At 63.4% G+C, this 12,937-nt stretch carries 15 protein-coding genes and 1 riboswitch; of the genes, 10 read left to right on the plus strand and 5 right to left on the minus strand.

Going from position 1 to position 12,937, the window contains the following annotated elements; translation table 11 throughout:
- Position 1: 1 nt before the first annotated feature.
- On the minus strand, positions 2 to 997 hold the full coding sequence (locus ABIB36_RS08830) for a glutamate ABC transporter substrate-binding protein (RefSeq protein WP_373270522.1): 996 nt from the start codon (positions 995 to 997) through the stop codon (positions 2 to 4).
- A complete protein-coding gene (locus ABIB36_RS08835) occupies positions 994 to 2,352 on the minus strand; it encodes a GlnX family signal transduction membrane protein (RefSeq protein ID WP_354563132.1) in 1,359 nt (452 codons plus the stop codon). The genes ABIB36_RS08830 and ABIB36_RS08835 overlap by 4 nt, the downstream gene beginning before the upstream one ends.
- Positions 2,353 to 2,365: 13 nt before the next feature.
- Here ABIB36_RS08835 and ABIB36_RS08840 point away from each other — a divergent pair, with 13 nt between their 5' ends.
- Positions 2,366 to 3,205, plus strand: a complete 840-nt coding sequence (locus tag ABIB36_RS08840; RefSeq protein ID WP_354563130.1) for an NUDIX hydrolase — start codon at positions 2,366 to 2,368, stop codon at positions 3,203 to 3,205.
- Positions 3,206 to 3,241: 36 nt separating this feature from the next.
- Here the strand turns inward: ABIB36_RS08840 and thiE are convergent, their stop codons facing one another.
- On the minus strand, positions 3,242 to 3,934 hold the full coding sequence (thiE, locus tag ABIB36_RS08845; protein WP_354563127.1) for a thiamine phosphate synthase: 693 nt from the start codon (positions 3,932 to 3,934) through the stop codon (positions 3,242 to 3,244).
- A gap of 25 nt (positions 3,935 to 3,959) precedes the next feature.
- Positions 3,960 to 4,072: riboswitch (TPP riboswitch) on the plus strand.
- Here thiE and thiO point away from each other — a divergent pair.
- The 7 genes from thiO to ABIB36_RS08880 all read left to right on the plus strand — a co-directional run bounded on the left by thiO (position 4,071) and on the right by ABIB36_RS08880 (position 10,274).
- Positions 4,071 to 5,132: a glycine oxidase ThiO gene (thiO, locus tag ABIB36_RS08850; RefSeq protein WP_084346306.1), complete on the plus strand. Its 1,062-nt coding sequence runs from the start codon at positions 4,071 to 4,073 to the stop codon at positions 5,130 to 5,132. Its footprint overlaps the riboswitch before it by 2 nt.
- Positions 5,129 to 5,344, plus strand: coding sequence for a sulfur carrier protein ThiS (gene thiS / locus ABIB36_RS08855; RefSeq protein ID WP_084346305.1), 216 nt, complete (start codon positions 5,129 to 5,131; stop codon positions 5,342 to 5,344). The genes thiO and thiS overlap by 4 nt, the downstream gene beginning before the upstream one ends.
- Before the next feature lie 4 nt (positions 5,345 to 5,348).
- Positions 5,349 to 6,089 carry a thiazole synthase gene (locus ABIB36_RS08860; RefSeq protein WP_354563123.1) on the plus strand — a complete coding sequence of 247 codons (741 nt, stop codon included), beginning with the start codon at positions 5,349 to 5,351 and terminating at the stop codon, positions 6,087 to 6,089.
- Between the two features lie 83 nt (positions 6,090 to 6,172).
- The gene (locus ABIB36_RS08865; RefSeq protein ID WP_084346304.1) at positions 6,173 to 7,135 is read left to right on the plus strand and encodes an ABC transporter ATP-binding protein; all 963 of its coding nucleotides are present in this window, start codon (positions 6,173 to 6,175) and stop codon (positions 7,133 to 7,135) included.
- Positions 7,135 to 7,932, plus strand: a complete 798-nt coding sequence (locus ABIB36_RS08870; protein ID WP_084346303.1) for an ABC transporter permease — start codon at positions 7,135 to 7,137, stop codon at positions 7,930 to 7,932. The genes ABIB36_RS08865 and ABIB36_RS08870 overlap by 1 nt, the downstream gene beginning before the upstream one ends.
- A gap of 24 nt (positions 7,933 to 7,956) precedes the next feature.
- Positions 7,957 to 9,435: a M28 family peptidase gene (locus tag ABIB36_RS08875; RefSeq protein WP_084346302.1), complete on the plus strand. Its 1,479-nt coding sequence runs from the start codon at positions 7,957 to 7,959 to the stop codon at positions 9,433 to 9,435.
- 32 nt (positions 9,436 to 9,467) lie between these two features.
- Entirely contained in the window at positions 9,468 to 10,274 is an 807-nt protein-coding gene (locus tag ABIB36_RS08880; protein ID WP_084346301.1) for an adenylate/guanylate cyclase domain-containing protein, read from the plus strand.
- On the opposite strand, the gene thiD is transcribed toward ABIB36_RS08880, so the two are convergent.
- The gene (gene thiD / locus ABIB36_RS08885) at positions 10,236 to 11,090 is read right to left on the minus strand and encodes a bifunctional hydroxymethylpyrimidine kinase/phosphomethylpyrimidine kinase (RefSeq protein WP_354563119.1); all 855 of its coding nucleotides are present in this window, start codon (positions 11,088 to 11,090) and stop codon (positions 10,236 to 10,238) included. The genes ABIB36_RS08880 and thiD overlap by 39 nt on opposite strands.
- 270 nt (positions 11,091 to 11,360) lie before the next feature.
- Here thiD and ABIB36_RS08890 point away from each other — a divergent pair, with 270 nt between their 5' ends.
- A complete protein-coding gene (locus ABIB36_RS08890) occupies positions 11,361 to 11,687 on the plus strand; it encodes a GNAT family N-acetyltransferase (protein WP_084346300.1) in 327 nt (108 codons plus the stop codon).
- Between the two features lie 78 nt (positions 11,688 to 11,765).
- Positions 11,766 to 12,092 (plus strand): GNAT family N-acetyltransferase, encoded by a 327-nt coding sequence (locus ABIB36_RS08895; RefSeq protein ID WP_179142241.1) that lies wholly within the window; start codon positions 11,766 to 11,768, stop codon positions 12,090 to 12,092.
- 8 nt (positions 12,093 to 12,100) lie between these two features.
- Here ABIB36_RS08895 and ABIB36_RS08900 read toward each other — a convergent pair whose 3' ends face one another.
- On the minus strand, positions 12,101 to 12,901 hold the full coding sequence (locus tag ABIB36_RS08900) for an exodeoxyribonuclease III (RefSeq protein ID WP_084346299.1): 801 nt from the start codon (positions 12,899 to 12,901) through the stop codon (positions 12,101 to 12,103).
- Between the last annotated feature and the right edge of the window lie 36 nt (positions 12,902 to 12,937).

Consider the following 12,937-nt stretch of genomic DNA (forward strand, 5'->3'; position numbering starts at 1 on the left):
ATCAGTCGACGTACGTAGGAGCGGGAGGGCCCGGCGAAGTGCCCATCACCGTGAGCCACTTGTCGTACAACCGATTCCACGTGCCGTCCGACCGGACCCGCTCGAGGGTGCCGTTGACGAATCTGACCAAGTCTTCGCTCTCCTTCTTGATTCCGACACCGTAAGGCTCAGGGCTCAAACTGGCGCCTACCATCTCGAGGTACGGATCCTGCGAGGCGAGACCGGCAAGGATTGCGTCGTCGGTGCTGATCGCGTCGACCTGTCGTTGTTGAAGCACGACAAGGCAATCCGACCACATCGAGGCAGTGACGATCTGCGCCGTCGGCACTATGCGCTGCAGTCGGCGTAGTGACGTGGTGCCGTCCACCGCGCACACGCGCTTGTCCGCGAGATCGGCGACACCGTTGATCCCCGATCCTTTGACCGCCAGAACACGCTGCTGCGCTTGGAAGTACACGGTCGAGAACGACACATCCTCTTTACGGGCGCAGGTGATCGTCATGGTTTTCACCACGATGTCGACCGTGGAATCCTGCAGTCCCTCGATACGTTCGGCCGAGGACAGTATCCGAAAATCCACCCGATCCGGATCGCCGAACAGGTCACGGGAGATCTCCCGTGCGATGTCGACGTCGAATCCGACGAGTTTGCCGGTCATCGGGTCGCGAAAGCTGAAGAGATTGCTACCGGCATCGAGCCCGACTATCAATCGACCGCGGTCCTTGATCGCGTCGACGGTCGGCATCGGTGGGGCATTCTGACCGGCTGCTCCGGGTGGTATCGGCCGCAGGCTGGCGGTGGGGCGATCGCACTGGGGATCCGGGCTCGACGGTTCGGGAGAGGTGGCCGCGGGGCCTGCGCCGTCGGGCAGCGGTGGTTCGGTGTAGCTGACGACCGGAACGTCCGGTACCGCCTCCTCGGTTGCACATCCCGCGATCAGTGCGCCGACGACGGCGAGGATTGCGAACGAGAAACGAAGGGGGGCAGGGTTTTTCACAGGTACTCACGCAACCTCGGAATGAGCCCCGCTCCGACTGCGGCGGCAGCGGCGACGGCGAGGACGATCGCACCCGAGGCAAGTCCGGTCAGGACCGACTTGGCGCGAACCACATTGCCGCGCAGCTCAGCACGTGCGTCGTCGATTCCGTTGTCGAGCATCGTGTCGAGCAAGCGGAATTGGGTCGAGGAATCCTGAACACCGTTACCGGTGGCCACGGTGACAGCGGTAGTGAAATCGCCGACGGCGAGTGCCTGGTCTATCCGCTCGTGCGAGGCCTTCCACGCGGCAACTGAGCCGGTCATATCGGCATTGTCTGCAAACAGTTCGGTCAGACGGTCGGTGTTCTGCGCGAACTCCGCGTCGAACTCTCGGGTGCTTCCGCGTCGGATCAGGTTGAGTGTTTCGTCGGCGCGGGCCTGCTGCGCCAGGATGAACCCGGAGGTCAGTTTCTGCAGCGGAGCAACACCGCGGTCGAGTGCGCGATCGGTGGCTATCGAAGAAATCAGCCCCGCCACCAACATCCACCCGAGCAGGAGCGAGATCGCGAGGGAGGCGCCGAGAAATCCCGCGTTGAGCTTTCGGCGGGTGCGGGTAGAGAGGTATATCTGTGCGAGGACCAGCAATATCAGGCACACCACGACGAGACCGATCGCCACGAACGGAGGATTGACGAAGCGTTCCTGGTCGTTCGATACCCGAGCGGCCTGCTCGGCGTAGAGGCGTTCGGCACGGGGCAGCAGCGAGGACTGCATCTGCGTAGACGCCTCGCCCAGGTACGCCGCACCGACGGGATTGCCACTGCGATTGTTGGCACGGGCGGTCTCCACCAGTCCGGTGTACACCGGCAGGCCCGCGCCGATCTCCATGAGAACCGTCCGTGCTTCGTCGTCCGAAACCGCGAGCCCGTCGGATGCCCGGATCAATTCGGTGCCGGCGTTTCCGATCGCCTGGGTGTATCGATCGCGAACGTCCCGGGGCTCCAGCCCGCCGGCGATGAATGCAGTCGAGGCAGCCGCGTCGGCAACGGACAGTGCGCCGTAGAGGTTCTGCGCCGAGTTGGCGAGTGGCTCGGTCCGAACGAGAAGAGTGTCGAGCGTCCGGGCTCGCTCGGATACCGAGACGGAGATAACGGTGCCGGTGACTACGAACGCGATGACGAGTATCAGGCCCAGAGCGATCATGCGCGCCGGTGTGGACCGAATCAGACGCTGCAGTTCGCGTCGAGAATCGGCCTCCGACGTCACGGCAGCCGTCGTAGGAGGTACGGCAGCCGAGGGCGTAGTGCCGACCACAATCACAGCACCGAGCATATAAGCCGGAGCGACCGTCCGTACGCCTACCGGAAGGTTCACCTAGGGTGTCGGTATGCGTGGCGACGGTGACGGGTGGGTTGTGGGTGAGGACGGCACGCGGCACTGGGGCAAACACGGCGCGGCGGGGCTACTACTGCGGGCCCCATCGCCGGACGGTGAGCCGACGGTCCTTCTGCAGCACCGAGCGCTCTGGAGCCATCAGGGTGGGACGTGGGCGTTGCCGGGTGGCGCAAAGGACTCGCACGAAACCAACGTGCACGCCGCTGTTCGCGAAGCAGACGAGGAAGCCGGAATCGGTGTCGACAACGTCTTCGTTCGCGGCGAAGTCGAGACGGCTCGGATGGCGAGCGGATGGTCCTACACGACCGTCGTCGCCGACGCTGCCACCCAACTCGACACGACGATGAACGGGGAGAGCACCGAGCTTCGGTGGGTTCCGGAGGACATGGTCGATCAACTGCCTCTGCACCCGGGGTTCGCCGCCAGCTGGGCTTCCCTGCGCATCAGCCCGCTACGAGTTCTGCTGGATACCGCGAACGTACTCGGCTCGAGGCCCGACGGTTGGTGGCGTGATCGCAGCGGCGCAACCGGCAAGTTGCTGAGCTCACTGGCGGGCACCCTTCCGCGAACCGTCGAGCTGCCGGGTGTCGGCTTCGGCTGGCTCACCCGGATCGAGGCAGTCCTCGAAGGTGAAGCACGAGCAGCACAGTTCGAGGACACCAGAGTCCCCGTCATCCACGCCGCCGGCAGTGGGGACGACGAACTTGCATCACAGGCACAGGCGTCGACGACACTCACTGCTTTGGTCACCGCCGACCGCGGACTGCAACAACGGCTCCCGACGTCGGTGCAGGTGCTCTCGCCGTCGACCGTGCTGGGATGGCTCGGCTAGGTAGGCCCTAGGCTCCGTCAGCCCTGCAACGCGAGGTCAGCCCTGCAACGCGAGCTTGAGCTCCCGTGCAGCTGCCTGTGGATCGCGAGCTTTGGTGATGGCCCGTACGACGACGATGCGATCCGCGCCCGCGGCAAGAACTTCGTCGACGTTCTCGGCGTCGATCCCGCCGATGGCGAACCACGGCCGCGTCGGAGCGGATTCCGCGGTGCTGCGCAACAGGTCCAGACCGGCTGCTTTCCGGTTCGGCTTGGTCGGTGTGGCCCAGATCGGCCCGGTTGCGAAATAGTCGACGCCGTCCTCGATGGCTGCGAGAGCGGCCTGGCTTCGATTCTGTGTCGACCGCCCGATGACGACGTCGGGGCCGAGGATCTGGCGCGCATAGTGGACCGGAAGATCGCCCTGGCCGAGATGCAGCACGTCGGCGCCCGATGCGAGGGCAAGGTCGGCGCGGTCGTTGACTGCGAGGAGTGCCCCGTGGCGTTTGGTGGCGGCCGACAGAATTGCCAGCGCCGCCAGCTCGTCCTTGGCTTCGAGCGGGCCGAAAGTGCGCTCGCCTTCGGAGTTCTTGTCGCGAAGTTGAATGATGTCGACGCCACCGGACAGTGCGGCCTCGGCGAACTGAGCGAGGTCGCCGTGCTCGCGTCGAGCATCGGTGCACAGATAAAGCCGAGCTGATGTCAAACGCTCACGCGCTTCCGGGTTGCGGATGATCCGATCGCTTTGCACAACGGCAACGGTAGTCTGTTGGCGAGAGTCGATACACGGGAGTCCCGAGGTACGTGGGGCTGAGAGTGGACACGCCAGTCCTTACCGTCAATACCTGAACCGGATCATGCCGGCGCAGGGAGTGAGGTGGTGAGAAGTGCCCAAGAGTCTTTCCGTGGTCGGTGGGGGAGTGATCGGCCTGGCGGTGGCCGCACGATCTGCGCGCGACGGCTGGTCCGTGCGGCTCCACGATCCGTCGGTCGGTACCGGTGCATCATGGGTGGCCGGAGGAATGCTCGCCCCGCTGTCCGAGGGATGGCCGGGTGAACACGAACTGCTCGAACTCGGCGCTCATTCCCTCGCCAGATGGCCCGAATTCGCACGAGCGCTCCCCGGCCCGTCGGTGTTCTCCGCTACCGGATCACTGACGGTCGCCCTCGATGCAGCCGACGCGACGGACCTGCGAACCATTGCCGACTGGGTTGGAAACCAAGGTCACCAGCTCGAGATCCTCGGTCGGGCACAGATCCGGGAGCTCGAGCCTTCCCTCGCACCGAACATCCGCCTCGGGCTGCTGGCACCCACCGAATTGGCCGTCGACAACCGCAGGCTGCTCGAGGCACTGCAGACCGCAGCGGTGAGCGGCGGCGTCGAATTCTCCGCCGACACCGTCACCGATCTCGACGCACTGACCACCGACCGCATCGTGCTGGCAGCAGGCGCTCAGACCTCCGCGCTCCTTGCCGACGTACCGGTCCGGGCAGTCAAAGGCGAAATACTGCGTCTACGACGCAGACCCAGTGCCACACCTGCCCCGACCCGAACGATCCGCGGCAGCGTCCACGGCCGCGCGATCTACCTGGTGCCGCGCGGAGACGGATTGGTTCTCGGGGCCACACAATACGAATCGGGTCAGGACACCCAGGTCACCGTCGCAGGCGTCCGCGACCTCATCGCCGACGCAGAGCGGTTGATGCCGGGCCTCGGCGAATACGAACTTCACGAATGCGCGGCAGGCCTGCGACCGATGAGCCCCGATGGGTTGCCACTCATCGGCAAGATCTCCGACCGCGTCATCGTCGCCTCGGGCCACGGCCGCAATGGAATCCTGTTGACGCCCATCACCGCAGACGCGGTCGCTGCACTACTGGAAGACGACGCACTCATCGAAGCGAAGGCCGCAGACCCGGCCCGATTCACCACAGATAGGAAACAATGACTGCTCTGGCGATAGGTGTCACCGTCAACGGCGAGGACCACCTCCTGACCGAAGAGATGACGATGCGTCAACTGCTCGAACATCTTTCGATGCCACCGAAGGGAATCGCCGTCGCCGTCGACGGCATGGTGCTCCCGAAGAGCCGTTGGGATTCGACGATGGTGGGCAAAGGTTGGACCATCGACGTACTGACGGCGGTGCAGGGTGGTTGATTCGATGAAGATCGCGGACCGAACCTTCGGCTCGCGCCTGATCATGGGCACCGGGGGAGCAGCGAATCTCGCGGTTCTCGAAGAAGCCCTCGTGGCCTCCGGTACCGAATTGACCACCGTGGCAATGCGTCGCGTCGACGCCGCGGGTGGCACCGGTGTTCTCGACCTGTTGCGTCGGCTGAACATCGCACCCCTGCCCAACACCGCTGGATGTCGCGGCGCCGCCGAGGCAGTACTGACCGCGCAACTCGGACGTGAGGCGCTCGAGACCGACTGGGTGAAACTCGAAGTCATCGCCGACGAGCGAACCCTGCTGCCCGACGCCATCGAATTGGTCAAGGCCGCAGAACAACTGGTCGACGACGGATTCAACGTGCTGCCTTACACCACGGACGACCCCGTCCTGGCAAAGCGGCTCGAGGACATCGGCTGCGTCGCCGTCATGCCGCTCGGTGCGCCCATCGGAACCGGCCTCGGCATCTCGAACCCGCACAACATCGAAATGATCGTCGACGCCGCGACCGTGCCCGTCATCCTCGATGCCGGCATCGGAACGGCAAGCGATGCGGCGTTGGCGATGGAACTCGGCTGCGACGCCGTCCTTCTGGCAACGGCGGTCACCAGGGCACAGGACCCTGCGCTCATGGCGTCGGCGATGAAGCATGCCGTCGTAGCCGGTTATCAGGCCCGCCGGGCAGGCCGGATACCGAAACGTTTCTGGGCCCAGGCGAGTTCACCGATGTAGCGGCGCATCATCCCTAAGGATGACCCTCGGTCGCGACTCCTGGGTGATGCGCAGGGGTGGTTCGGTAGTGGACAGTGAGTCCCATGATCGAAGTCAAAGGACTGACCAAACAGTTCGGAAACACCAAGGCGGTCGAAGACCTGACCTTCACGGTGAAGCCCGGCATCGTCACGGGGTTCCTCGGACCCAACGGTGCGGGCAAGTCGACCACCATGCGCATGATCCTCGGATTGGACCGCCCCACCAGTGGGGAGGCGCTGATCGAGGGCAAGCGCTACAACCAACTCAAGCAGCCGCTTCGGACGGTCGGTGCGCTGCTGGATGCCAAATGGGTACATCCCAATCGCTCTGCGCGGGCGCATCTCGAGTGGATGGCAGCCTCCAACGACATCGCGAGGTCTCGAGTGGACGAGGTGCTTCGGCTCGTCGGCCTCACCGACGTCGCGAAGAAGAACGCGGGTGGGTTCTCGCTCGGTATGTCACAGCGACTCGGTCTTGCCGGTGCGCTTCTGGGTGACCCGAAAGTCCTCCTTTTCGACGAGCCGGTCAACGGGCTCGACCCCGAAGGCATCGTCTGGATCCGCAAATTCATGCAGCGCCTCGCCGCCGAAGGCAGAACGGTCCTCGTCTCGAGCCACCTACTGTCCGAAATGGCACAGACAGCAGAAAATCTCGTGGTGATCGGTCGCGGAAAGCTGATCTTCGACTCTTCGGTCCAGGATTTCATCGACCACGCGTCCGAGGCCTCGGTCCGAGTTCGAAGCCCGCAGCTCGACGCGCTTCGCAGTGCCTTGACCTCCGCCGGATTGACGGTGCGCGAACCGGACTCGGCAGAGGAGCTTCAGCCCTCGCTCGTCGTCGTCGACTCGTCCACCGATGCGATCGGTGACATCGCCGGCCGTGCCGGCATCGTGCTACACGAGTTGTCCTCGCAGCGTGGGTCGTTGGAGGAAGCATTCATGAAGCTCACCGGACACGACGTGCAATTCCACGGCGAAGGTGCCGAAGATCCGAACATTCAGCAAGCGATGGGTGGTTCACTCTGATGGGTGTCCTGGCAGCGGAACGAATCAAAATCACCTCGACCAAGTCGCCATGGTGGTGCACGATAGCCATCATCGTGCTCGGACTCGGCTTGGCGGCGATCGTCGGCATCACGTCAAAATTGGGTGTCAATTCTTACAACAATCAAGTCGCACAGGGTGATCAGCCCGACTTCGAACCGTTCTTTCCGTCCGCGTTCGAGGCAGTAGGCAGCGGTGTCGGTGGATTCGGCGCAATGGTGCTGATGATTCTGGCGGCCTTGACGGTCACCAGCGAATACCGCTTCGGCGTCATCAGGACCACCTTTCAGGCCATCCCGAACCGAGCCGCAGTACTGACGTCCAAAGCGCTGCTGATCGGAGTCTTCGGCTTCTTACTCAGTTTGGTTCTCGGCCTCGGAGCGTTCTACCTGGCAAAGGCAACCGCAGGTCCCGACGCCGGAATACTGCTGAGCTTCGACACCGACGGCACCTGGCGCGTCATCTACGGCACGGCCATTCTGGCGTTCCTTCAGGTCATCATCGCGGTCGGTGTCGGCGCGCTGCTTCGGCAGTCGGCGGGTGCTATCGCACTACTGCTGCTGTGGCCGTTGGTCATCGAGAATCTGTTCGGTTTGTTCGGCTCTTTCGGTCGTGCGGTTCAACCGTTCTTGCCGTGGGCGAACACCAGCAACTTCCTCGGTCAGGACGGCGGCATCGACTTCCACTGGGGACCCATCGGTAGCCTGATCTACTTCATCGTGTTCACCGCTGTCATCTTCGGGGCCGCAGTGTTGGTGACGAATCGCCGAGACGCCTGACCTATGTGCAGTTAAGGTGCATGCATGCGACGGATGACCCTTCTTGCAGGTTTCGCAGCAGGCATGCTCGTGGTGGCCGGTTGTTCCTCGTCTTCGGATGAGGAACAACCGGCCATTTCTGCTCCTACCCCGGTTGCGACAGCAGACGGCCGGGGGCTTGCCGATGCCGTCACCGAAGAGAACGTCATCGCTCACTTGGAACAACTCGAGCGAATTGCCACCGACAACAACGGTAATCGCGCAGCGGGTACTGCTGGATACGACGCAAGCGTCGACTACGTCGTCGATCAGCTCGAGTCCGCCGGATTTGCGGTGGAGACACCCGAATTCGAGTTCGATCAATTCACCGCCGACACCCAACTGCTCTCTGCAGGTGAGCAGCAACTCTCGGTCAGCGCTCTGACTTATTCACCGTCGTCTCCACCGGACGGCATCACCGCACGGGTGGTGCGCGCCCCGGCCGATGGGTCACCTGGTTGCGAGGCAACGGATTACAACGGCCTCGAGGTGTCCGGTGCCATCGTCGTCGTCGACCGAGGCGTGTGCCCGTTCGGTGCGAAACAGACCGTCGTAGCAGAACTGGGTGCGCTCGCGATCATCGTGGTCAACAACGAGCCGGGACCTCTCGACGGCGGCACGCTCGGTAGCGCGGACATCGCGAAGATTCCTGCCGGTGGCGTGAGCCAGGAAGACGGACCGATCGTGGCGTCGGCGCCGGAATTGACGCTCACTCTCGACACCGAAACCACAACCACCAAGAGTCGCAACGTCATTGCGCAGACCAAGACGGGCAGCACCGACAACGTCGTCGTCGCAGGCGCTCACCTCGACAGCGTTCCCGAGGGGCCGGGCATCAACGACAACGGCAGCGGCACGGCTGCGGTTCTCGAGACAGCCCTGAAAATGGGAAGCGAGCCCGACATCACCAACGCCGTGCGTTTCACGTTCTGGGGGGCCGAGGAGCCGGGGCTCGTGGGGTCGACCAAATATGTCGAGGGACTGAGCGAGGAGGAAGAAGCGGCAATTGCGCTGTATCTGAATTTCGACATGATCGCCTCGCACAACGCCGGATACCTCGCCTACGACGGTGACGACTCGGACAAGGTCGGCGCTCCGGCGGGACCGCCGGGATCGGAAGCGATCGAGCGGGTATTTCTCGAGCGTCTGCAGCAAGAGGGCATCGCAGCTGACGGGACCGACTTCGACGGCCGCTCCGATTACGGTCCGTTCATCGACGTCGGAATTCCGTCCGGGGGAGTGTTCAGCGGCGCGGACGAGGAGAAATCTCCCGAGCAGGCGGCCAAATGGGGTGGGACGGCCGAGGAAACGTTCGACCAGAATTACCACACCGCCGAAGACACCCTCGCCAATATCGACCGAACAGCTTTGGGCTTGAACGCATCGGCTGTTGCGTTCGGTATCGGAACTTTCGCGCAGGAGATCGACGGCCCGAACGGCGTTCCCTCGGGTGCGGCACGTACCGAGGCACGGTCGGGCGACTGAAGTATGTGTAACCGTCGTTTACAGTCGATCTTGTGAGTCCGTACATCGCGTCGACCGTCGAGTGGGTCCTTAGCGTCAACCGACGCCCCGCTGTGGTCGAGGTAGTGCGCAGAGTGCGGCGAATACTTCCCGGCGATCCGTCCTTCGGTGATCCGCTGTCGATGGCGGGGCCCGGATCTGCGCTGGCAGTGGCACGCGCCGCGGACAAATTTCTCGACGACGAACCCGGAGCCACCCGCGAGGTCGGCTTGGGTGCGCTCCAACTGTGGCAGGCCGTGCTCGAACGAACCGGCCGCGGTCGCGGCGAGCGCGAGATGACCATCGTCTTCACCGACCTCGTCGGGTTCTCCTCGTGGTCACTCGTGGCGGGCGACACCGGGACCCTGACGCTCCTGCGCAGGGTCTCCAAGGCAATCGAACCCGCCATCGAGTTCGCCGGTGGGCACGTCGTCAAACGGTTGGGCGACGGCCTCATGGCAGTATTCCCTCGGCCCGAGCGGGCACTGGAAGCTGCGATAGCCGCACGAGCGGCCCTCGCCGAGGTGAACCTGGACGGGTATACCCCGACGATGCGCGTCGGTATTCATACCGGTAGCCCGCGACAGATCGGATCCGACTGGCTCGGTGTCGATGTCACAGTGGCCGCGCGCGTGATGGAAACCGGCGGCGACGGCAACTTGATGATCTCGCAACCTTCGGTCGACGCGATGCCGCCGGAGACGCTGGAGCGACTGGGACTGGCAACTCGCCCGTATCGTCGCGGCTTCTTCGCACCCAAGCTCAGCGGTGTCCCCGAGGATCTACGCATTCTCCGTGTGGTGCAGTCGCCACAGCGGTGACACCGGGCCGTGGCCCGCGCCGAGGTCGTAGGACGCCTCGAGGCACCGAGTGACCCATTCCTTGCCGAACGCGACGGCATCGGGCACGGAGTAACCGTGCGCCATCGCGCAGGTGATCGCCGCGCCGAGCGTGTCACCACCACCGTGATCGTTGCCGGTGTCGATGCGAGGGCCGGAGAACTCGAGGAATGTGTCGCCGTCGAACAGGATGTCCGTGCTCTTGTCCGACGTACGGAGATGACCACCCTTGACGAGAGCCCACTGGGCGCCGAGTTGGTGCAGCGCCTCGGCTGCGCGGCGTGCGGAGTCGTCGTCGACCACGACGATGCCGGTGATCAACCTGATTTCGTCGAGATTGGGCGTGACGATCGTGGCAATGGGGAAGAGTGTCGTGCGGATTGCGTCGAGGGCCTCCTCGTGCAGCAATGGATCGCCGTGCATCGATGCGCAGACCGGATCGACCAGCAATGGCACCGGCTGATCGCGTCCGATTCCCACCTCTGTACACACGGCGGTGACGGCCTCGATGATGGCTGTGGAGGCGAGCATTCCAGTCTTTGCTGCGCTGACCCCGATGTCGTCGACCACGACGCGAACTTGATCCGCGACGACACTCGGTGGGATCTCGTGAAAGCCGGAAACGCCGACGGTGTTCTGAACGGTGACCGCGGCCACGGCCACGCAGGCGTGGACGCCGCACAGTGCCATCGTCCGACTGTCGGCTTGGATGCCCGCCCCGCCGCCCGAATCGGTGCCGGCGATCGTCAGCGCTCGGACGGGGGTGGATCCGTCGGGCGTCAGCGGTAGGAGCTTCACGAGAGGTGACAGTACCGGCAACGGTTCGCACGGTCTTCGTAGATGTGCCCAGAGTCATGAATGTTGTTGATTCACAGTGAAATAGTGGCTGCCTATATGACGGCTACCAGCCGGGGTGTTGCGACGACGTTGCATGCCCATGTAACCGAAGGTTTGTTCGCGCAAATGGGTGACAAGGCTCAGACGGGCATGTTTAATAGTGGTGCAGGTCACATCTTAGTAACAACTCGAACTTCTCATTCACGTCTCACACAGCAAAGGAGGTGACCTATGCTCGCCAGCTCACCCAGTGCAGAGGTGTCCATCAACACGGACCAGAATCGATTCGAATTGCGGCTGAATGGCGACTTGGTGGGGATTATCGGCTACTACGAAGTCGAAGGTTCGTTCAAGCGTGGTTCTCGCGCTCGCGTCGTCTCGTTCATGCACACCGTGGTCACTGAAGACTTCGGACATCAAGGCCTTGCAGCGATTCTCGTTCGCAGGGCACTCGACAGCGCTCGGTCGTACGGCTGGAAGGTCAAGCCGGTCTGTACCTATGTACAAAGATTCGTCGCCGCCAATCCCGACTACTCCGACGTCGTCGTTCCGCTCTAGAGGTAACGGTTTCACCTTGCCTGCGTCGAATTACTCGGTTCCGTCCCCAATCGGCCCAACTACTGCTCTCATGGTGACATGAATCACAGTCGCATCGACCTAACTTCTGCGGCCGCCGTCACCGCGGCGGTGCGAATCGAGGACAACACCGCGCACAATCGGTTCGACCTGTTCGTCGGCGAAGAACTCGTCGGAATCCTCGGGTATCGAGATGCGGACGACGGTGCCGTCGCATTCATGCACACCGTGGTCAAAGAGGACTTCAGCGATCGCGGGTGGGCAGCTGTCCTGGTCCGCGGAGCGCTCAACACCGCACGCGACCGCCAGTGGCGGATAGTCCCGATCTGCACTTATGTGCAGCGATACCTCGCACGAAATCCCGAGTTTCTCGATCTGGTCGCCTAACTCCTGGGTCAGGAGATGTCGAGGATGACGGGTGCGTGATCGCTGGCGCCCTTACCCTTACGCTCTTCGCGATCTATGGATGCGCCGGAGACGCGAGATGCGAGCGCGGGGGAGGCCAGCGCCATGTCGATTCGCATTCCTTGTTTCTTCGGGAACCTCAGCTGCGTGTAATCCCAGTAGGTGAAGGTTCGCGGCTCGGACGTGAACTGCCGGGTGACCTCGGCGAATCCGGCTTGGGCGAACGCCTCGAATGCATCGCGCTCAGGCTGCGACGTGTGAGTCTTGCCCTCGAACAACTCCGGATCCCACACGTCTGCGTCGGTGGGGGCGATGTTCCAGTCTCCGACCAACGCGATCTGCGCCTCTGGGTCCGCGGACACCCATGCCTGGGCATCGGCCTGTAGCTTGGCGAGCCATTCGAGCTTGTAGGTGTAATGCGGATCGGCAAGATCGCGGCCGTTGGGAACGTAGAGGCTCCACACTCGGACGCCGTCGCACGTCGCCCCGATCGCGCGGGCTTCGCGCACCGCTTCGATCTCCGGATCCTTGCTGAAACCGGGCTGATCCTCGAAACCGATCTGCACATCTTCCAAGCCGACGCGGGAGAGCAACGCGACGCCGTTCCACTGGCTCAGGCCGTCGTGAGCGACCTCGTACCCGATCTCACGGAACCGTTCGTACGGAAACTGCTCGTCCTTGCATTTGGTTTCCTGCATAGCCAGGACATCGATATCGGATCGTTGAAGCCAATCGACGATTCGGTCCTGCCGAGAGCGGACAGAGTTCACATTCCAGGTAGCCAGTCGCACGGCACACACCCTAACCGAGCGCCGACCGTCGGCCCA

The sequence above is a fragment of the Rhodococcus sp. UYP9 genome (assembly GCF_040547235.1).
In the GTDB taxonomy this organism is placed as follows: Bacteria; Actinomycetota; Actinomycetes; order Mycobacteriales; family Mycobacteriaceae; genus Rhodococcoides.